Raw genomic sequence first — 20,720 nt, forward strand, 5'->3', positions numbered from 1 at the left:
GGACGCCCGTGGCCAAGCGAGCGGCCCCCTCAGCGGTGGGTGGCGTCGAGCGCGGCGCGCACGATGCTGCCGGTGTCCAAGCCGTGGTGGCGGTAGACGTCGTCGAGTGAACCGGACTGCCCGAAGCCCGTGACGCCCAGGTGGACGGCCGGGGTCCGGTTGACGCCGGCGAGGAACGCCAGCGCGTGCGGGTGTCCATCCAGGACGGTCACCAGCGGACGCGCCCGCTCCGCCGGGAACACCTGGTCCAGCACGCCCCGGTCCGCGTCGCCCCGGTGCGCGCGGAACAGCAGGTCCGCGCTGGTCACGCACACGACGTCGGCGCCGATGCCCTGGGCGGCCAGCCGATCGGCCGCGGCCAGCACCTCGGTCATCAGCGCGCCTGTCCCGACCAGCGTCACCTGCGGGTCGGGGTCGCGCCGAAGCGCGTACGCCCCGCCGACGACCTGGTGGCGACGTCGCTCGCGGGCTGCCAGGTCGGTGGGCACCGAGGCCAGCGACTGGTCCACCGGACGGGTCGACAGCCGCAGGTAGGACGAGGAACCACCCGGCCTGCCGAGCTGGGACATCGCGGCGAGCAGGCACCATTCGGTGTCGAGGGCGAACGCGGGTTCGTAGCTGGTCACGCCCGGCTGCTCGAGGCCGATCGAGGGCGTGCCGACCGACTGGTGCGCGCCGCCCTCGGGCGCCAGGCTCACCCCGGAGGGCGTACCGACCAGGATCGACTGGCCGCCCGCGTAGACGCCGAACGACCACGGTTCCAGCGCCCGCCCCAGGAAGCAGTCGTAGACCACGCCGATCGGCAGCAGCGGCTGCCCCCAGCGGCTCCAGGTCGACCCGAGCTCGCCCAGCAGGCTGACCAGGTTCGTCTCGGCGATGCCCAGCTCGATGTGCTGCCCGGCGGGGCGTTCCCGCCAGTGCAGGATCGTCTCGGCGTCGTCGGCGAACCAGTCCACCCGCTCGGACGGCGACCACACGCCGACCTTGTTCAGCCAGCCACCGAGGTTGGTGGTGGAGCTGACGTCGGGCGCCAGCGTCACGATCCGCTCGGCCGCCTGCGGGCACTCGCGGGTGAGGTCGAGCAGGGTGCGCCCCAGCGCGGCCTGGGTCGTGGTGGTGCCGCTCGGCGTGCGGCCGATGTCGTCGGGCAGCCGGGGCGGCTTCACGCGGGCGCGTTCGCGACGGCGCAGCCGGGACGCCGCGTCCGCACAGCGCTCCCCAGCCGGACTGCTCGCCGGGAAGCGGTGCCACGGGTCGTCGAGGTCGGCGCCGACCTGGTCGGCCAACTGCCGCATCTGCTCCTCGGTGAGCAGCGAACCGTGGTTCTGCGGGTGGCCTTCGGTGGCCAGGCCGTAGCCCTTGATGGTGTAGGCGAAGATGACGCTCGGCCGGGTGTCGTCGATCGCCTCGAACGCCGAGTGCAGCGCGTCCAGGTCGTGCCCGCCCAGGTTGCGGATGGCCGCCGCCAGCGTGTCGTCGTCCACTTCGGACAGCAGACGCTCGATCGCGGTGTCACCGGCCGGGATCCGCTCGCGCAGCTGCTGCGGCGTGCAGCGCAGCAGGCGCTGGTACTCGGGGTTGCTCATGCCGTCGACGCGCTCGCGCAGCGCCGCGCCGCCGGGCCGAGCGAACAGCTCCTCCAGCACCTGCCCGTACTTGAGGGTGATCACCTGCCAGCCGGCGGCGGTGAACATGCCCGCGAGCCGGTTGGCCGCGATGTTGGGCACCACGCGGTCCAGCGACTGACGGTTGAGGTCGACGATCCACACCACCTCGCCGAGGTCGGCGACGGTCGGGTCCAGGATCGCCTCCCAGCAGGCGCCCTCGTCGAGCTCGGCGTCCCCGAGCAGCGAGTACTGCCGTCCGGTGCCCACGCCCCCGCCGTGGGTGTCGACGTAGCGGCGGGCCACGGCGCCCCAGATCGGCGCGGTGGCACCGATGCCGACCGATCCGGTCGAGTAGTCGGCCGGGTCCGGGTCCTTGGTGCGGCTCGGGTAGCTCTGGATCCCGCCGAACTCGCGCAGCGTGGTCAGGTGCTCCTCGTCGAGCGCGCCCAGCAGGTAGTTGATCGCGTGCAGCACCGGCGAGGCGTGCGGCTTCACCGACACGCGGTCGGCCGCGGTGAGGTGCTCGAAGTACAGCGCGGTCATGATCGACACCATCGAGGCGCAGGACGCCTGGTGCCCGCCGACCTTGAGCCCCGATCCGTTCGGCCGCACCCGGTTGGCGTGGTCGATCATCGCGGTCGCCAGCCACAGCACCCGCTGCTCGACCTCGCGCAGGTCCGCCGTCTCCGTGCGCGCCCGTTCCACGCTCGTCATCGCGCCTCCTCCGGGTTGCCACATTGCGCTCAGCAGCACACCAACACGACAATCACTGCACAAGACCCGGCTTCACGAACGAGCAATCTGCTCAGCGCGCCGGGCCGGAACGACCGCCGAGGTGAACAGATTGCCCACCGCCGAGCCGCTCGACGACGTCGACGTCCGACTGCTGCTGGCCCTGCGCGAGGAACCGCGGGCGACCGTGGTCGCGCTGGCCGAACGGGTCGGGTTGTCCCGCAACACGGTCCAGGCCAGGTTGGCCAAGCTGGAGCCGAGGCTCGGTTCCTTCGAGCGCCGCATCGATCCCTCGACCCTGGGCTACCCGCTGACGGCGTTCATCACCGTGCAGGTCACCCAGCAGCACCTCGACCGGCTCGCCGATGCGCTGGCTGAGATCCCCGAGGTGGTCGAGGTCTTCGGGCTCACCGGCGAGTCCGACCTGCTCGTGCGGGTGGTCGCCACCGACGCCGACCAGCTCTACCGGATCGCGGGACGCGTCCTCGACACCCCGGGCGTCGAGCGCACCCACTTCTCCCTCGCGATGCGCACCCTCGTCGAGTACCGCCTCACCCCGCTACTCGCGGACAAGCTCCGCCCGGACGCCGAGTAGGCGCACCGGGCGGTCCAGCGGGAACTTGTCCAGGGCCTGCTGCGCTGCGGCTTCGACCGGTTCGACGTCCCGGGTGGGTGCGGCGAGTGTGACCCCGTGGGTGTGGGTGGCAAAGCGGGAGTCGCGGACCTTGACCACCACCCGGCGGGCCAGCGTGTCGTCGGCGGCGAGGTCCGCGCACACCTGGCGGGCCAGGCGGGTGATCTCGGCGCGCATCGGCTCGACCTCGCGCAGGTCGCGCTGGAAGGTGACCTCGCGGCCGTGCGAGCGGGCGCGGAAGGGCTCGTCGCTGACCGGGCTGGAGTCGTAGCCGTGGGCGAGCGCCACCAGCCACGGGCCGATGTTGGGCCCGAACTCCCCCGCCAGGTCCGCCATCGGGGTCCGGGCCAGGTCGGCGACCGTGGCGATGCCCCGGGCGGCGAGCTTCTTGGCCGTCTTGGTCCCCACGCCCTGCAGCGCGTCGGTGGGCTGGTCGGCCATCACCTCGACCCAGTTGGTGACGTCCAGCCGGAACACCCCGGCGGGCTTGCCCCTGGCGGAGGCCAGCTTCGCGCGCAGCTTGTTGTCCCCGATGCCGACCGAGCAGTTCAGCCCGGTGCGTTCGCGCACGTGGCGCTGGACCAGGCGGGCGGTCTCCACGGCGTCCTCCGTGTCGACCAGCATGAACGCCTCGTCCCAGCCGACGACCTCCAAGATCCCGCCCAGTTCGCCCAACGCGCCCATCACGTCGGCCGAGGCCGCGAGGTAGGTCTCGCGGTCGGCGGGCAGGAAGACCGCCTCCGGGCAACGCGCCGCCGCGGTGCGCAGCGGCGTCCCCGACTTCACGCCGTGGGCGCGCGCTTCGTAGGAGGCGCCGGCGACCACACCGCGCTGGGTCGGGTCGCCCGAGCCGCCGACCAGCACCGGCTTGCCGACCAGCTCGGGGTGCCGCAGCAGTTCCACGGCGACGATGAACTGGTCGAGGTCGATGTGCAGCACCACCCGTTCCACGTGGTCAGCATCGTCGGGAACGCCCGCTTCCGCCAGGTCCCGCGCCGGTGCGCGACACTGGTCCGATGAGCAAGCGGAGCGCCGGGATCCTGCTGTACCGAGCCGAGGGGCCGCGCGTGCTGATCGTCCACCCCGGCGGGCCGTTCTTCACGAACAAGGACGCCGGGGCGTGGAGCCTGCCGAAGGGCGAGCACGACCCCGACGAGGACCCGCGCGCCGCGGCGCTGCGCGAGTTCGCCGAGGAGACCGGCACGTCCCTCGACGGCCGCGACCTGCTGCCGCTCGGCGAGGTGCGCCAGCGCAACGGCAAGGTCGTCACCGCCTGGGCCGTCGAGGGCGACTTCGACGTGGACTCGTTGCACAGCAACACCTTCGAGATCGAGTGGCCGCCCCGCTCCGGCCGCCGGACCTCGTTCCCCGAGGTCGACCGAGCCCTGTGGTGCGATCCCGACACCGCCCGCGAGAAGCTCAACCCCGCGCAGGTGGCCTTCGTCGACCGCCTGCTGGAACAGCTGAAGCGCTGAAACCGGCTGCCCTGGTCGGCAACACTGCTCGCATGGAGAAGATCGAACCGCCGTTGACCGGCGGTGAGCGCGAGACGCTGCGCGGGTTCCTCGACCACCACCGCGACGTCCTGACGCACAAGTGCGCGGGGCTGTCCGGCGAGCAGCTCCGCGAGCCCGCAGCACCGCCGTCCCAGCTGACGCTGCTCGGGCTGGTCCGGCACATGGCCGAGGTCGAGCGCGCCTGGTTCCGGCTGTGCGCCAACGCCGAGCACGACCTGCCCAGGGTGTGGGCGCGGGACGACTTCCAGGTCGCCTTCGACGTCACCGGAGCCGACCCCGCGGAGGCGTTCGCGAAGTGGAACGCCGAGGTGGAGCGCGCCCGCGAGGTCGAGCGCTCGATCGACTCGCTGGACGCGCTGCTGTGGCAGCCGAGGTGGCAGGAACGCGTGACGCTGCGGTTCGTGCTGGTGCACATGATCGAGGAGTACGCCCGGCACAACGGCCACGCCGACCTGCTGCGCGAAGCGCTCGACGGCACGACCGCGGACTGAAGCGACGACGGCCCCGCGCGGTCGCTTTGCTGTGGCGCGACCCCGACACCGCACGCGAGAAGCTCGACCCCGCGCAGGTGACCTTCGTCAACCGCCTGCTGGAAGAGCTGGAGGGCCCGGGCGTGACACGCGGCGAGGCGATTTCCCGCGATCTCGACCAAGCGTTGTGCCCGTGCCGGGATACTGCCGCGATGGACCGGATCGAACCGCCGCTGACCGGCGGCGAACGTGACACACTCGTCGGTTTCCTCGACTACCAGCGGGCCACCCTCGCCGGGAAGTGCGCGGGGCTCGACGAGGACCAGCTGCGGAAGCAGGCCGCACCACCGTCGGAGCTGACGCTGCTCGGCCTGGTCAGGCACATGGCCGACGTGGAGCGCGCCTGGTTCCGGCGGTGCGTCGGCGCCGAGCACGACCTGCCCCGGGTGTGGGGTGCTCATCAGCACGCCTTCGACGTCACCGGGGCGGTTTCCGCCGAGGCGTTCAGCACCTGGGAGGCCGAGGTCGGGAGGGCCCGCGAGATCGAGCGGGCGGTGGAGTCGCTCGACTCGGCGTTCTCCCGGCCCGGGTGGGACGACGACTTCTCGCTGCGGTTCGTGCTGGTCCACATGATCGAGGAGTACGCCCGCCACAACGGCCACGCGGACCTGCTGCGCGAGGCCATCGACGGCAGCACCGGCGAATGACGCAGTCAGGCCCCGCCCGGAGTCGCCGGGCGGGGCCTGACCTGCCGATCCTCAGCCCTCCAGGGAGCTCTCCTTGGTCTCGCGGCTGGCGATCAGGGCGAACAGCGTGATCGCGCCGGCCACCGCCAGGTAGACACCGACCCAGCCCAGGCCGTAGGAACCGGCCAGCCAGGTGGCGATGTAGGGCGCGACCGAGGCGCCCAGCAGGCTGGCCACGTTGTAGGACACAGACGCGCCGGTGTAGCGCACCGCGGTCGGGAACAGCTCCGGCAGCAGGGCGCCCATCGGGCCGAAGGTCATGCCCATCAGGCCGAGCCCGACCACCAGGAACAGCACGGTCGCCACGGTCGAGTGGGCACCGAACCACGGGCCCATGAGCAGGCCGAACACGATGATCGCGCTGGTGGTGACCACGAGCGTGGGACGACGGCCGTAGCGGTCGGCCAGCAGACCCGCGATCGGCACCGTGAGGCCGAAGAACACCACGCCGACCAGCAGCATCACCAGGAACGTGGAGCGCTCGTAGCCCAGGCCGCCCTCGGAGGTCCCGTAGGACAGCGAGAACACCGTCATCAGGTAGAACAGCACGTAGGTCGCCAGCATGATGAACGTGCCCAGCACCAAGGCCTTGAAGTCGGTGCGGAAGACCTGCACGAACGGCACCTTCGCCCGCTCGTTCTTCTCCAGCACCTTCGCGAACGCCGGGGTTTCGCTCAGGCTCAACCGCACCCACAGGCCGACGACCACCAGCACCGCCGAGAGCAGGAACGGGATCCGCCAGCCCCAGGAGGCGAACGCGGCGTCGGACATGACGCCGGAGAGGACCAGGAACAGGCCGTTGGCGAAGAAGAACCCGATGGGCGCACCCAGCTGCGGGAACGTGCCGAACAGCGCGCGTTTGCGCGGTGGCGCGTTCTCCGTCGCCAGGAGCGCCGCACCGCCCCACTCACCGCCCAGGCCCAGGCCCTGGCCGAACCGGCACAGCGCCAGCAGCAGCGGGGCGACGATGCCGATCTGCGCGTAACCCGGCAGCAGGCCGATCACCACGGTCGAAATGCCCATGGTCAGCAGCGAGGCCACCAGCGTCGCCTTGCGGCCGATGCGGTCGCCGAAGTGGCCGAACAGCGCCGAGCCGACCGGGCGCGCCACGAAGGCGATGCCGAAGGTCGCCAGCGAGTTCAGCGTCGCTGCCGCATCGTCCCCCGCCGGGAAGAAAAGGCTCGGGAAGACCAGCACCGCGGCCGTGGCGTAGACGTAGAAGTCGTAGAACTCGATCGAGGTGCCCACGAGGCTGGCGAGCACGACCTGTCGGGTCGAGTTGCGTGGAGCCTGCGGCCCCGATTCCCCGGAGCCCCGCACCTCTGGTGACGAGGCATGGCCGACAGTCATGTGCCGAACCTCCTGATTAACACGAACGGACGAACCCACCTTAACTCTCGGCGACCACGTCCCGAGACGGGGCTCCCGCATCGTGGGCGGTCAGGAGGCCAAGAAGTCCATGATCAGCGCCGTGACCCGAGCCGGGTTGTCCTCCTGGACGAGGTGGCCGGCCTGCGGGATCCACTCCAGCCGGGCGTGCGGGATGCGCCGCGCCAGCTCACGGCCTCGGTCGACCGGGAGCCACGTGTCCTCCTCGCCCCACCCGACGAGCACCGGGTGGTCGAGTTCGCCGTAGCGGTCCTCGACCTCGCGGGTGTAGCGCTCGTCGGCCTGGGCGATCTGCCGGTAGAACGCCGGCTGCCCCACCTCGCCGAGCCACGGCGCGACCACCCGGTCCAGCACGTCCGGCCGCAGCTCCCGGTGCGCCGCGGTGCTCACGTAACCGCGCACCAGCGCCTCGTGCAGGTGCGGTGGCAGCTGGGCGAACACCTCGGCGTTGGCGTTGACCAGCCGGAAGAAGTCCGAGCCCCACGGCCGGACGCTGACCGCGTCGAGCAGCGCCAGCCGCCGGTACTTCACCCCGTCCAGCAGCGCGCTGCGCAGCGCCACGGCCCCGCCGAAGTCGTGCGCGACCACCGAAGGTTCGTTGAGGCCGCAGTGGCGCAGCAGGCCGGTGAAGACCTCCTGCTGCGCCGCCAGCGACACGTCCTGCCCCTCGAACTTCTCCGAGGTGCCGTACCCGGGCATGTCCCACAGGTGGACGCGGTAGTGCGCGCTCAGCGCGTTCGCCACGTCCCGCCACACGAACGAGGAGAACGGCGTCCCGTGCATCAGGACGACCGACTCCCCCTCCCCGAAGCTGTCCCAGCGCACCTCGCCGTGCGGCGAGTCGTACACCTCGGTCAGTTCCCAGCCCATCCCCACCTCCGCAGTCGTGATCACCCGGTCGACGTGACGCCTCAGACGACCGCTTCCTCCTCGTCGGGCGTGTCGTCGGCCCGGAGCGGGAGGGCCGCGAAGGCGGCCGGCGGCTCCTGCCAGCTGGTCGCCGAAGCGCCGTCGCGCACGGCCTTCCAGACGCGTTCCGGCGTGGTCGGCATGTCGATGTGCCGCACGCCCAGGTGCTTGAGCGCGTCGACGACGGCGTTCTGCACCGCCGGGGTGGAACCGACCGTCGCCGATTCGCCGATCCCCTTGGCGCCCAACGGGTTCAGCGGTGTCAACGTCTCGGTGTTGGTCACCTCGAAGGACGGCAGGTCCGCCGCGGAGGGGATCGTGTAGTCGGCCAGGGTCCCGGTCTCCGGGTTGCCCTCGGCGTCGAAGGTGACCTGCTCCCACAGCGCCTGGGCGATGCCCTGCGCGGCGCCGCCGTGCTGCTGCCCGCGCACCAGCATCGGGTTGAGCACCCGCCCGCAGTCGTCGACCGCGATGTGCCGCAGCGGCGTGACCTGCCCGGTCTCGACGTCGACTTCCACGACCGACACGTGCGCGCCGAACGGGAAGGTCGCGCCGTCGGGCGCGAAGTCGACGTTCGCAGCCAGCCGCTCGCCCTCGCCCTCCGCGACCTCGACGAGGTCGGCCCAGGCCACCGTCGCGCTCGGCACGCCGGTCACGCCCAGCCCGCCGTCGGTGACCTCGATGTCGTCGACGTCGGCCTCCAGGCGGGAGGCCGCGAGCTCCTTGGCGCGCTGCAGCACCTCCGTACCCGCCTCGCGCACCGCGCTACCGCCGATCTGCAGCGAGCGGGAGCCGCCGGTCCCACCGCCGCGCGGCACCTCGGCGGTGTCGGACTGGATGAACTCGATCTTGTCCAGCGGGATGCCGAGCGTGTCGTTGACGATCATCGCGAACGCCGTCGCATGCCCCTGGCCGTGCGCGGAGGTGCCGACCCGGATGCGGGCGCCGTCGGCGTGCACCTCGACCTCGGCGTACTCACCCGAGCCGCCACCGGTGATCTCGACGTAGGCGGAGAGCCCGATGCCCAGCAGCTTGGGCTCGCCGGCTTCGACGCGGCGGGCCTGCTCCGCGCGCAGCTCCTCGTAGCCGGCCAGCCGCAACGCCTCGTCGAAGGGCACCGCGTACTCGCCGCTGTCGTAGGTGGCACCGGTCAGCGTCCGGTACGGGAAGCGCTCCGGGACCAGGAAGTTCCTGCGCCGCAACGCGGCCGGGTCCTCGCCCAGCTCGGCGGCGGCCAGGTCCACCATCCGCTCGACCATCGCCGCGGCCTCGGGACGCCCGGCACCGCGGAAGGCGCCGACGGGAGTGGTGTTGGTCAGCACGGCGACGCCGTCGTAGCTGATCTTCGGGATGTCGTAGACGGCCTGCGCCATGGTCCGGGTCGGGCCGAGCGCGAGCGATCCGCCGAAACCGGCGTAGGCACCGCAGTCTCCGATGACGCGGCAGCGCATGCCGACGATCTTCCCGTCGCGGCGCAGCCCGAGCTCGGCGTACTGCACCTGGGCGCGGCCGTGCGGCATGCCCTGCATGTTCTCCGAGCGGCCTTCGACCCAGCGCACCGGCCGGCCCAGCCGCAGCGCGAGACCGACGGCCACCACGTGCTCGGAGATGGCTCCCGCCTTGCCGCCGAAACCACCGCCGACGTGCGGCGAGATGACCCGGACGCGGTCCTTGTCGAACCCGAAGGCCTTGGCCAGCCCGGCGCGCACGCCGTGCGGCATCTGGGTCGACACGTGCACGGTGATGTCGTGGTCCCGGTCCGGCCCGCCCGGCTGGACGGCGACGGCGTTGCCCTCCAGCGGCACGACGGCGACGCGCTGGTTCTCGATGCGCGCCCGCACCACCACGTCCGCGCCGTTTAGCGCGGAACCGCCTGCGCGGTCGCGGAACCCGGCGGCGACGTTGCTGCCGAGACCGGGGAACTGCAGCTCGGCGTCCTCGTCCAGCGCGCGTTCCGGATCGGTGACCACCGGCAGTTCGCGGTAGTCGACGTCGACGAGCTCGACCGCGTCGGCCACGGCCTCGGCGGACTCACCGACGAGCACCGCGACGGGTTCGCCGACGAAGCGGACCCGGTCGGTGGCCAACGGCGGGCGGACGACCTGCGGGTTCACCTCGACGAAAGGCGGAGGCACCGGCAGGTCCAGGTCGGCGGCCGTGAAAGCGCCGACGATGCCGGGCGCTTCGGCCGCCGCCGAGGTGTCGATCCCGGCGATCTCGGCGTGCGCGACGTGGGAGCGCACGAACCCGATGTGCAGCATGCCTTCGACGGCGAGGTTGCCGATGTAGGTGCCCTGACCGCGGAGCAGGTCGGGGTCTTCAACCCGCTGAACTTCAGTCCCCAGAAGTGAACCCACCATGCGAAAACCCTATCCCTCCGGACGGACGGCGGCAGAGGTCGAAACCGCCTCACCGAGGGAGATCAACCCGATCCGAGGCGCTGGCATTCCCGCCTCACCGAATCGATTGACCGGCCTTGTTCGCGTGGGTAGCTTTCCACCACCTCGAGCAGGTTTCACAACTGTGAAACTGCACAGACCTCCCGCACAACTCCTAGGCACAAGGGAGTGCCCCGATGGCAACCAAGGTCGCGATCGCTGAAAGCGATCCCTACCTCCTCACGGCCGACGGCATCAAGGATCCGCCCACCGGCTGGGCAGGCAGCCTGCGCTACCTCGGCCCCGGGCTGATCGTCAGCGCCTCGATCGTCGGCTCCGGCGAGCTCATCGCCACCACCGCGCTGGGCGCGAAGGTGGGTTTCGTCCTGCTGTGGATGGTCATCCTGTCCACCGCCGTGAAGGTGGCCGTGCAGGCCGAACTCGCCCGGTGGACGATCCTCACCGGAAAACCCGCGCTGACCGGGTTCAACGAGGTACCGCCCAAGGTCGGCCGCGTCGGCTGGATCAACGTGCTGTGGATCCTCATGGCGCTGTCGAAGTTCTTGCAGATCGGCGGCATCGTCGGGGGCACCGCCTCCGCGCTGAGCTTGTTGATCCCGGTGGGCGGCGAACCGCTCAGCGCCACCTCGCTGGGCGTGTGGACGGCCATCGTCGTCGCCGGCAGCATCGCGCTGCTGTACTCCAACAGCTACAGCCTCATCGAGCGCGGCGCGTTCGCGCTGGTGGTGGTGTTCTCCATCGCCACCGTGGTGATCGCGCTGGGGCTGCCGTTCACGCCGTTCAGCTACGGGGCCGACGACGTGCTCGGCGGCCTGACCTTCACCATCCCGGCGGGCGCGATCGGCGCCGCGGTGGCGATGTTCGGCATCACCGGTGTCGGCGCCGACGAGATCACCTTCTACACCTACTGGTGCGTCGAGAAGGGCTACGCCCGTTGGGTCGGCCCGAACGACGGCAGCCCGGAGTGGAAGGCGCGCGCGCAGGGCTGGATCCGCGTCATGTACAAGGACGTCTTCGTCTCGTGGATCATCTACACGGTCGGCACGCTGGCGTTCTTCATCATGGGCGCGGCGGTGCTCCACCCGCAGGGCCTGGTGCTCGAGGGCAACGAGATGATCACCACGCTCTCGCAGATGTACACCGACGTGATCGGTGAGTGGGCGGCCGTCGGCTTCCTGGTCGGTGCGATCGCGGTGCTCGGGTCCACGCTGTGGGCCTCGATCCCGAGCTGGTCGCGGATGTACACCAACGTGCTGGCCACGCTCGGCGTGCTGGACTGGAACGACGCCGCGGTCCGGGAGAAGTGGATCCGCGGCTGCATCGTGGTGCTGCCGATCCTGTGGGGCGCGACGTACCTGTCGGTCTCCTCGCCGGTGGTGATGGTGCAGATCGGTGGCATCGCGACCGGCATCTTCCTGCCCGCGGTGGTCTTCGCGACCTGGTACCTGTGCAAGACCCAGGTCGACCCGGAGCTGCGCGGCGGACGCTGGTTCAACGTCGTGCTCCTGGTCAGCAGCATCGCCATCGTGCTGCTCGGTCTCTACACCCTGCTCAAGGTCTTCGGCCTCGACGTCGAGTAGGGAAATTCCGGTGGACGCGGCGGAGAAGATCGTCGTGTGCACACCGAGTTCGAGATCCGCGCCGAGGCGGTCGACGGGCCGCTCGCCCTCTCCCTGCTGCGCGAGTACACCGAGGAGGTGGCGAGCCGGTACCACGGCCGCCCGGTCACCCGGGCCGAGGTGGACGAGGCCCTGGCCGAGGACCCCGACGACGGGTTGCACCCGCCGGCCGGGGTCTTCCTGGTCGCTCGCGACGGACCGGGTGCCGTCGGGTGCGCGGGCCTGCGCGCACTGGCCCCGGGGATCGCCGAGCTGAAGCGGATGTACGTCCGGCCCGCCGCCCGGCGGCGCGGGCTCGGTGGCGTGCTCCTCGACGCGGTCGAGGAGCGCGCCACATCGCTCGGCCACCGCACCATCCGCCTCGACACCCGCTCCGACCTGGTCGAAGCCCGCAAGCTCTACGCCCAGCACGGCTACCACGAGATCCCGGCTTACAACCACGCCCGCTACGCCTCACACTGGTTCGAGAAGCACCTGTGGAGAGGATGATCGTGGGCAACGCTTTCGACGCGGTGACCGTCGAGGACCTGCGTGCGCGCGGGGGTCTCAAGTGGACGCTGCACGGGGACGCCCTCGGCGCCTTCGTCGCGGAGATGGACTTCGGCACCGCACCGGCCGTGCTCGAAGCCCTGCACGAGGGTGTCGACTCGCTCAACTTCGGCTACCTGCCGCCACCTCTGGCGGCCGAGATGTCCCAGGCCTGCGCCGACTACCAGGCGCAGCGCTACGGCTGGCAGGTCGCGCCGGAGCGGGTGCACCCGATCCCGGACGTCATCCGGGCGCTGACGCTGACCATCGAGCACTTCAGCGAGCCCGGCAGCGCGGTCATCCTGCCCACGCCCGCCTACATGCCGTTCCTGAAGGTCCCCGGCGGAATGGGTCGGGAGCTCATCACCGTCCCGGCGGTCGACGACGGCGACGGCTTCGCGGTGGACCTGGACGGGCTGGACGCGGCGTTCCAGGCGGGCGGGAACCTGCTGGTGCTGTGCAACCCGCACAACCCGCTGGGCCGCGTGTTCACGGCCGACGAGCTGGCGGCGGTCTGCGAGGTCGTCGACCGCCACGGAGGCCGGGTGTTCGCCGACGAGATCCACGCGCCCCTGGTCTACCAGGGGCACCGGCACGTCCCCTACGCCTCGCTGTCGGACACCGCCGCCGGTCATGCGGTCACCGCGACCTCGGCGTCGAAGGCCTGGAACCTGCCCGGGCTCAAGTGCGCGCAGCTGGTCCTCTCCAACGACGCCGACGCCGCCACCCTGCACGCGTTGGGCCCGCACATCACCGATGGCGCGGCCAACCTCGGCGTCGTCGCCAACACCGCGGCCTACACCTCCGGGCAGCCGTGGCTGGAGGAGGTGCTGGACTACCTCGACGGGAACCGGCAAGCCGTCGCGTCGTTGCTGGCGGAGCACCTTCCAGAGGTGGGCTACCGGCAGCCCGAGGGCACCTACCTGGCGTGGCTGGACTTCCGCGCGCTCGGCCTCGGTGACCACCCCGGCGAGTTCTTCCGCGACCACGCCGGGATCGTGCTCACCGACGGCCCCGCCTGCGGCGAGGAGGGACGCGGGCACGCCCGCCTCAACTTCGCCACCCCGCGCCCGATCCTCGAACGCATCGTCCTCGGCCTCGCCGAGGCGGTCCGCCGCCGCTGATCACCAGACGTGCTCGGGCACCTCGGCCCGGCGGGTGAGCCGGTGCCGGCCCCCGGTCAACCGGGTGGGCTGGTGGCCGGGCAGTCGCACCGTCGCGACGCTGCCCTCGGGGACCTCGACGTCCAGCTCCCAGGTCCCCTCGTGCCGCCGCCAGGCGACTCCGGCGGGTCCCTCCGGCGTGGTGTGGTGGACGTCGGCCCAGGTGACGCGCTCGTCCTCCACGGGCGCGACGTCGAAGGCCCGCCAGCCGGGGCTGGTCGAGCGCAGACCGCCGACGCGTTGCTGGATCCACGCCGAGGCGGCGCCGAGGAAGTAGTGGTTGTGCGAGCGGGCGCTCTCGTCCCAGGACTCCATGAGCGTGTCCATCCCCAGACGCCGCCAGATCCCCCAGCCCGGCCGGTCGGGCCGGGTCGCCACCGTCACCGCCAGGTCCGGGCTCCCCACCTCGTCCAGCGCCGGCAACAGGTGCTTGGCCGCGACCGCCCCGCAGTCGAGGTGCCCGCGGGTGCGCCGCTCGACGTCGTCGACGAGGCCGGCCCCCACCTCCGCGACCGCGGAGCTCGGGACGGCGCCGAAGGCCAGCGGCATCACGTTCATCGACTGCCGGTACCCGGCTCCGGGCGAGCGGTAGGTTCCGGTGCGCTCGTCGAAGTACGCCGCGTGGTAGGCCGCGGCAACCCTGCGGGCAGCCTCGCGGTAGCGCTCGGCCTCGCCCTCCACGCCGAGGGCCTGGCAGATGTCCGCGGTGCGCGCGGTGACGCGGTGGAGCATCATCGTCGCGGTCGGCTCGGGCCCTTCGGGCGCGTGCCAGTGCCCGGGCGAGAGCCAGTCGCCCCAGCTGTCCCCGCGCCACAGCCCGCCGTCGGAGAGCTCCAGGAGCCGGTCGGTGTGGCCGCGGACCGGGTCCGCGTAGCGCTCCAGCAGGGCGCGGCCGCCGTGTTCCCAGTACAGGTTCCACGGGATGAGCACCATCGACGCGCTCCACGCCGGGTCGGCTTCGCGCCCCCATCCCGGAGTCGGCACGATCATCGGCACCACACCGGTCGCGTCGCGCGCGTCGACGTGGTCGTTGAGCCACTTCACCAGCGAGTCGCGCAGGTCGTAGTGGTGCAGCGCGGCTTCGGCAACCAGGTGGGCGTCGGCGGTCCACCCGTTCTTCTCGTACACCGGCGTGTCGGTCGGCACGCCGTGCAGGTTGTTCCGGAAGGTGCGCGCGGTGGCCGCGTCGATCCAGCTCAGCGTCTCGTCGTCGCAGACGAACGACCCGGCCTCGGCGACGGTGGCGGCCAGCCGCACGGCCCGCACCTCGCTCACCTCGGCCCTCCCGCGGACCTGCACCCCGACGTAGCGGAAACCCTTGTAGGAGAACTGCGGTTCCCAGGTCACCGGCCCCGCACCCAGCACGTGCCGGTCCACCTGCGACTCCCCCGCGGCGAGGACGTTGTCGCAGCGCACGGTGTCGTCCTCGGCGAACTGCTCGGCGTACCGGACGACGACCTCCGCCCCGGGTTCGCCGCTGACCGTGCAGCGCACCCGGCCGGCGAGGATGGTGCCGAAGTCGTGCACGGTGGTGTCACCGACGGTCGTCCGCCGCTGCGCGGACAGCACCTCGGTGCGTCGGACGGGCGGCGCGGTCGCCTCCCGCAGCCGACCGCCCGGCGGCGGGACGACGACCGCCGGTTCCCAGCGCGGTTCGACCCTCCCGTCGACTTTCTCGCCGGTGTAGAGCACGTCTCCGACGGTCGGCCCGGCAGCGGCCTCCCACCCCGGGCCGGAGACGACCACGTGCCGGGCACCGTCGGCGTCGACGTGCTCCAGGTGCGCGCACAGCACCGGTTCGCGGTGCCACGGGGCCAGGTTCCAGCCCCAGGTGTTGGCTCCGCGCGCTGCGAAGAACCCCCGGCCGAGCTCGGCGGTGATCGTGTTGCGACCGGGTTCCAGCAGTGCCGTGACGTCGTAGGTGCGGTGCAGGACCGTGCGGTCGTAGGCGGTCTGCGCGGGTTCGAGCACGTCCTCGGTCACGTCGCGGCCGTTGATCCGGAACACGCCGACACCGAGCCCGACCGCGGTCAGCCGCGCTTCGCGCACGCTCGCGCCGACGTCGAACTCCGCGCGGAACACCGGGTTCGGCGCGGGCACGGTCTCCACACCGATCGCCCGCGTGCCGGGCTCCTCAGCCCCGTCGCGCAGCGCCACTCCCCGCACCGGGAGCGGCGAAACACCGTCGTCGGCGCCGGGTTCCGGCGCGGTGGTGCGGGTGCGCCACCCCACGCGCCCCCGGTCGAGGGTCAACCTGACCTGGTAGTCCCCCGGGTCCACCGGCTCGGCGAGTTCGAGGTAGTGCGCGAACCGGTCCCACCGGAACGAGCCGACCTCCACCGCGGTGCTCGCCAGGGCACCCGTGGCGTCGCGCAGCTCCAGCCTGCCCTGCGGTTCGCCGTCGCGGACCAGGTCCACGCACACCGCGGTGAACGGTCCTGGTGCGGTGAAGGTCTGCCCCAGCCACTCGCCGGGGTCGATCCAGGCGATCTCGTCGGAGTCGATCGACCGCACGACGCGGTGGGCCGGGTCGGTCCACCGGCCGATCCAGGAGGCCGCTCCAAGGAGGGTGTGCGGGTCCACGCGATCCCTTCACGTCGTGCTCTCGTCGGCCGCGGTGAGCTGCCGCGCGCCCGGGAGCCGGGGCGTCCAGAACATGCCGACGGCACCGGCCAGGACCGCCAGCGCCGCGACGCCGGCGAAGGTCATCCCGGCGCTGGCCGCGGCGAGCGCCGGAGTGGCGAAGCCGACCAGCGCCGCCACGATCCGGCCGAAGGCGATGGTGCTCCCCTGCGCGGTTCCGCGCAGCAGAGTCGGGAACAGCTCCTGCGACCACACCTCGTACACGGTCTCCCCGGCGAAGGAGCTGCCCAGGGCGGACAGCAGGAGGGTGGCCAGCAGCGACACCTCGTTGAAGCCCACCACCAGCGGGACGGTGCAGGCGAGCACGATGATCACCGAGCCGACGGCGAACAGGTGCGGGCGCGCGGGGGTGTCGACGTACCGCATGAACACCACCCCGGCGGTCAGGCCGACACCGAGGCCGATGGTGCTCACCAGCGAGTAGGTCGCCACGTCACCGCCGCCGACGTTGACGTGGAGGAACGAGCCGAACTGGCCCATCGTGTTCGCGCCGACGTTCCACACGCGTAGTACAGCGCGGTGACCAGCGCCCCCATCGGCAGCGGCGGCCGCAGCAGCTGCCCGAGGTCCCGGAAGCGCACGCCCCGCCGACGTCGGCGGCCTGCCGGGCCGCTTGCCACTCGACGGACTCCCGCATCGTCAGCCGCGCTCCCAGCACGACCAGCGCGATCGCGACGAGGTAGCCGAACAGCACCCGCCCACCTACCGCGCCGAAACCGGAGAGGAAAGCGCTGAGCAGCATGGTCGTCGCGATGCCGACGTTCCACAGCACCGAGGAGAAGACGACGAGCGAGGCCTTCCGCCCCTCCGGCCCCTCTTCGTTGATCATCGCCAGCGACACCGGCAGGTCCGCGCCGATCGCCAGGCCGATGACCGCGGCGGCCACGACGAGCGCTCCGGGCCCCTCCGCCACGACGAACAGCGCCGCACCGAGCGCGTAGACCACCATCGACCAGGTGAACACCCGGCGGCGGCCGAAACGGTCGCCGAGCCGGCCGCCGAACAGCGCGCCGACCGCGAACGCCATCGTCTGCAGCCCCAGGACCAGGCCGATCCGGCCTTCCGACAGGCCCATGTCCTCGGCGTAGAGGGTGCCGACCACGATGCCCGCGGCCACCAGGGCGCTGGAGTCGAGGAACGAGGCCATCCCGGCGAGGAGCGCCGTGCGCCAAGGGCGTGCCGGTGTCGCGGTGCTGCCTTCCATCGAGCTCTCGATGATCGATGTGCCGGCGGGCTGGAACGGCGTGCGCGGATCATCGAGCCAGGCTCCGGATGCTCACGATCTCCGAGCCCCTCCGGATCGGGCTTCCGGGTGACTGGCGAACTCCCGCCACCCGAGCTCGACGCAGGACGACCGGCAGCGCCCTCCACCGTGGTCACTCGGTGGTGCGCGGGACTCCCACAGCACACGAGTTCCGAGCCTCGTGGCGGGAACGGTCGCCGCCCCCGGAGGCGGCCACAACCGCGCTGGCGGCGGGCGTGCTCACGAAGCTCTTCCTCGGCCGAGTCCAGGTCGGGGCGGGCTTGACCGCCGGGCGTCACGAGCTCCGGCACGAGGATGCCCGCCTGGACGTACCGGGCGATCGAGCGCCGGGAGACGCCGAGCTCGCCGGCGAGCTGGGAGGACGTGAGCAGCTTCGTGCGCGGCACGCGTCGATCGTGGCGACGATCGGGTGACTCCGCTTCCCGGCTGTCCCAGTCGGTCTGTGATGCCTCACATGTCCCAGTTGTCTCAGCCAGCGACGCGCGTCGTCCTCCTCGACGACGATCTCTGGCGGGCGTGCCCGGTCCCCGGGTGCTCGTTCCGGGTCACAGCGGCCAAGGGCCGTACGCGACCGAAGTCCCTGGCGGCCCACTTCGAAGGCCACGCGGTCGAGCCGAGGTGCACGCGGTGCGGGCGGTAGGACTCGACGCACGCAAGGCCTCCTCCCTCCCGCCGGGTCAGCGGCGGCGGTTGGTCCCGCGCGTCGGTGCGGCGACGGTCGGGTCTTCGGGCCACGGGTGCTTCGGGTAGCGGCCGCGGAGTTCCGCGCGCACCTGCGGGTAGCCGTTCTCCCAGAAGGATGCGAGGTCCCCGGTGACGGCGGCGGGGCGTCCCGCCGGGGACAGCAGGTGCAGCACCACCGGGACCGCGCCGTCGGCGATCCGCGGCGCGGTCCGCCAGCCGAAGACCTCCTGCAGCTTCACCGGCAGCGCTGGCTGTTCGGCGCTGTAGTCGACCCGGATGCGCGACCCGGTGGGCACTTCGATGCGGTCGGGCGCCAGCTCGTCCAGGCGGCCCGCCTGCGACCACGGCAGCAGCCGCCGCAACGCCTCGCCGGCCGGCAGGCGCAGGTCGGCGCGGCGACGCGCGTGGGAGAGCTCCGGTTCGAGCCACTGGTCGGCGGCGGCGAGCAGCGATGCGTCGTCGGCGGCGGGCCACGGGTCGCCCAGGGCTCGGTGCAGGAAGGCCAGGCGCTGGCGGAGCCGTCGGGAGTCGTCGTCCCAGCGCAGCAGCTCCAGCGACTCGGCGCGCAAGCCCTCGAGCAGAGCCTCCCGCACCCGCGCCGGGTCCGGGTCCTGCAGCGGCCGGGTGGTCAGCGTGATCGCCCCGAGCCGCTCCACGCGCGCCGCGCGCACGTCCCCGTCCACCCAGGCGATCTCGTCCTCGGTGCTCAGCAGCGCCGGTGCGGCGCGACGAGCGAGTTCCTCGTCGGCGGGCGCGGCGAGCCGGACGAGACCCGCGGAGCGCCCGGGCGAGCGGTCGGCGATGGCCACGGCCAGCCATTCCGAGTCCCGCAGGCCCGAACCGGCCGGCAGCTCGACCGCCGTGCCGGAGGCCATCAGGTAAGTGGACGAGCCGGCACCGCGCCGCCGTGCCAGGCGTTCCGGCTGGGCGAGCGCCACCACGAGCGACTCGTCACCGTCCTGGCGAGGCGTTCCGGTCACCTGCGAGGAGAGCCTGCGCACCGCCTCGCGCCAGCGCTTGGTGCCCGGGCCGCCGCCGCGCAGGCGTGAGAGCGCGCTGATCACGTCGGTCTCACCGGTGAGGCCGTCGTCGTCGAGCAGAGCGACCACCTCGGCGGCGAGCTGCCCGCCGACGCTGTCGGCACCGTCGAGCAGCGCCCGCGCCAGCCGCGGGTGCAGGCCGAGCTCGGCCATCCTGCGGCCGCGGTCGGTGACACCACCGGAGTCGTCGAGCGCGCCGAGCCCGCGCAGCACCTCGCGCCCGGCGGCCAGGGCCCCGCTCGGCGGCGGGTCCCACCACGACAGCGCCGAGCCGTCAGGCGTGCCCCAACAGGCCAGTTCCAGGGCCAGCCGGGTGAGTTCGGCGACGCGGATCTCGGGCTCGGGGTAGGCGGGCAAGGTGGAGTGCTCGTGCTCGGGCCAGCACCGGTACACCACGCCCGGCCCCTGCCTGCCCGCGCGACCCGCCCGCTGCTCGGCGACGGCAGCGGACACCCGGACCGTGGCCAGCCCGGACAAGCCGCGCCGGGTGTCCACCCGAGAGACCCGGGCGAGCCCGGAGTCGACCACGGCCCGCACGCCGGGCACGGTCAGGCTCGACTCCGCGACCGCGGTGGCCAGCACGACCCGTCGCCGCTCACCCTGGCGCAGCGCGCTGTCCTGCTGGGCGTGGGGAAGCCTGCCGTGCAACGGCAGCACGTCCACCTCGGACAGATCGGCGAGCTGCTCGGTGACGCGCCGGATCTCCCCGGCACCCGGCAGGAAGACGAGCACGTCACCGTCCTGTTCGGACAACGCGGCGCGGATGGCGCGGGAGACGACCGGTTCGGTGCGCTCGCCGCGATGGGGAGCCACGTGCTCGACCCGGACCGGGTGCGTGCGGGCGTGCGCGTGCAGCACCGGGGCCTCGCCCAGAAGGTCGGCGACGCGCTCGGCGGCCACGGTCGCCGAGGTGGCCAGCACCCCCAGGTCGGGGCGCAGTCCTTCGCGCGCGTCCAGCAGCAGCGCGAGCAGCAGGTCGGCGTCGAGGTGGCGTTCGTGGCACTCGTCGAGCACCACGACATCCACACCGGCCAGCTCCGGATCGGCCTGCAACCGGCGCACCAGCAGACCCGAGGTCACCACCTCGACGACGGTGTCCCGGTTGCGCTTGCGCTCGCCGCGCACCGAGTAACCGACGCGCTGCCCCACCCGCTCACCGAGCAGGTCGGCCATCCGGGCCGCGGCGGCGCGGGTGGCCAGCCTGCGCGGTTCGGCGACCACGACCCGCAACCCGGCCTCGGCCAGCGCCAACGGCACCAGCGTGGTCTTGCCGGTGCCGGGCGGGGCGACGAGCACGGAGGTGCCGTGCCCGGTCAGCGCCGAGGTGACCTCGCCCAGGACCGGACGGACCGGGAGATCGGGGAACTCCATGCGGG

16 protein-coding genes are annotated in these 20,720 nt (G+C 72.4%); 7 read left to right on the forward strand and 9 right to left on the reverse strand.

Annotated elements, in window-relative coordinates; genetic code table 11:
- Positions 1-29: 29 nt before the first annotated feature.
- On the reverse strand, positions 30-2,321 hold the full coding sequence (locus tag EIL87_RS07155; RefSeq protein ID WP_125089390.1) for a transketolase-like TK C-terminal-containing protein: 2,292 nt from the start codon (positions 2,319-2,321) through the stop codon (positions 30-32).
- Positions 2,322-2,451: 130 nt separating this feature from the next.
- Between EIL87_RS07155 and EIL87_RS07160 the strand changes: the two genes are divergently transcribed.
- Positions 2,452-2,934, forward strand: coding sequence for an Lrp/AsnC family transcriptional regulator (locus tag EIL87_RS07160; RefSeq protein ID WP_125089391.1), 483 nt, complete (start codon positions 2,452-2,454; stop codon positions 2,932-2,934).
- Here EIL87_RS07160 and EIL87_RS07165 read toward each other — a convergent pair.
- On the reverse strand, positions 2,899-3,924 hold the full coding sequence (locus EIL87_RS07165; RefSeq protein ID WP_125089392.1) for a DNA polymerase IV: 1,026 nt from the start codon (positions 3,922-3,924) through the stop codon (positions 2,899-2,901). The two genes, EIL87_RS07160 and EIL87_RS07165, sit on opposite strands and share 36 nt — an antisense overlap.
- Before the next feature lie 65 nt (positions 3,925-3,989).
- On the opposite strand from EIL87_RS07165, the gene EIL87_RS07170 reads away from it, so the two are divergent.
- From EIL87_RS07170 to EIL87_RS07180, 3 genes are all read left to right on the forward strand, one after another.
- Positions 3,990-4,448, forward strand: coding sequence for an NUDIX domain-containing protein (locus tag EIL87_RS07170; RefSeq protein ID WP_125089393.1), 459 nt, complete (start codon positions 3,990-3,992; stop codon positions 4,446-4,448).
- Positions 4,449-4,480: 32 nt separating this feature from the next.
- Positions 4,481-4,981: a DinB family protein gene (locus EIL87_RS07175; protein ID WP_125089394.1), complete on the forward strand. Its 501-nt coding sequence runs from the start codon at positions 4,481-4,483 to the stop codon at positions 4,979-4,981.
- Between the two features lie 191 nt (positions 4,982-5,172).
- Complete coding sequence (locus tag EIL87_RS07180) at positions 5,173-5,667, forward strand: DinB family protein (protein ID WP_125089750.1); 495 nt, start codon at positions 5,173-5,175, stop codon at positions 5,665-5,667.
- 51 nt (positions 5,668-5,718) lie between these two features.
- On the opposite strand, the gene EIL87_RS07185 is transcribed toward EIL87_RS07180, so the two are convergent.
- From EIL87_RS07185 to EIL87_RS07195, 3 genes are all read right to left on the reverse strand, one after another.
- Entirely contained in the window at positions 5,719-6,969 is a 1,251-nt protein-coding gene (locus tag EIL87_RS07185; RefSeq protein WP_233576084.1) for an MFS transporter, read from the reverse strand.
- A gap of 177 nt (positions 6,970-7,146) precedes the next feature.
- Complete coding sequence (locus tag EIL87_RS07190; protein ID WP_125089751.1) at positions 7,147-7,965, reverse strand: alpha/beta fold hydrolase; 819 nt, start codon at positions 7,963-7,965, stop codon at positions 7,147-7,149.
- A 41-nt stretch (positions 7,966-8,006) separates the two neighbouring features.
- The gene (locus EIL87_RS07195) at positions 8,007-10,364 is read right to left on the reverse strand and encodes a xanthine dehydrogenase family protein molybdopterin-binding subunit (protein WP_125089396.1); all 2,358 of its coding nucleotides are present in this window, start codon (positions 10,362-10,364) and stop codon (positions 8,007-8,009) included.
- 215 nt (positions 10,365-10,579) lie between these two features.
- Here EIL87_RS07195 and EIL87_RS07200 point away from each other — a divergent pair, with 215 nt between their 5' ends.
- Genes EIL87_RS07200 through EIL87_RS07210 form a run of 3 tightly spaced genes read left to right on the forward strand, consistent with a single transcriptional unit; the run spans position 10,580 to position 13,674 of the window.
- Complete coding sequence (locus EIL87_RS07200) at positions 10,580-11,983, forward strand: Nramp family divalent metal transporter (RefSeq protein ID WP_125089397.1); 1,404 nt, start codon at positions 10,580-10,582, stop codon at positions 11,981-11,983.
- A gap of 36 nt (positions 11,984-12,019) precedes the next feature.
- Positions 12,020-12,511, forward strand: coding sequence for a GNAT family N-acetyltransferase (locus tag EIL87_RS07205; RefSeq protein WP_125089398.1), 492 nt, complete (start codon positions 12,020-12,022; stop codon positions 12,509-12,511).
- A complete protein-coding gene (locus EIL87_RS07210; RefSeq protein ID WP_125089399.1) occupies positions 12,508-13,674 on the forward strand; it encodes a MalY/PatB family protein in 1,167 nt (388 codons plus the stop codon). Before EIL87_RS07205 ends, EIL87_RS07210 begins: the two co-directional genes overlap by 4 nt.
- Here the strand turns inward: EIL87_RS07210 and EIL87_RS07215 are convergent, their stop codons facing one another.
- The 4 genes from EIL87_RS07215 to hrpB form a co-directional block, all read right to left on the reverse strand.
- Positions 13,675-16,296 carry a family 78 glycoside hydrolase catalytic domain gene (locus EIL87_RS07215; protein WP_125089400.1) on the reverse strand — a complete coding sequence of 874 codons (2,622 nt, stop codon included), beginning with the start codon at positions 16,294-16,296 and terminating at the stop codon, positions 13,675-13,677.
- A 9-nt stretch (positions 16,297-16,305) separates the two neighbouring features.
- On the reverse strand, positions 16,306-16,836 hold the full coding sequence (locus EIL87_RS07220; protein ID WP_125089401.1) for an MFS transporter: 531 nt from the start codon (positions 16,834-16,836) through the stop codon (positions 16,306-16,308).
- Entirely contained in the window at positions 16,790-17,560 is a 771-nt protein-coding gene (locus tag EIL87_RS07225) for an MFS transporter (protein WP_125089402.1), read from the reverse strand. Before EIL87_RS07225 ends, EIL87_RS07220 begins: the two co-directional genes overlap by 47 nt.
- Positions 17,561-18,297: 737 nt before the next feature.
- Positions 18,298-20,715, reverse strand: a complete 2,418-nt coding sequence (gene hrpB, locus EIL87_RS07235) for an ATP-dependent helicase HrpB (RefSeq protein WP_125089403.1) — start codon at positions 20,713-20,715, stop codon at positions 18,298-18,300.
- Positions 20,716-20,720 lie beyond the last annotated feature (5 nt).

Source organism: Saccharopolyspora rhizosphaerae (genome assembly GCF_003931915.1).
Lineage (GTDB): Bacteria > Actinomycetota > Actinomycetes > Mycobacteriales > Pseudonocardiaceae > Saccharopolyspora > Saccharopolyspora rhizosphaerae.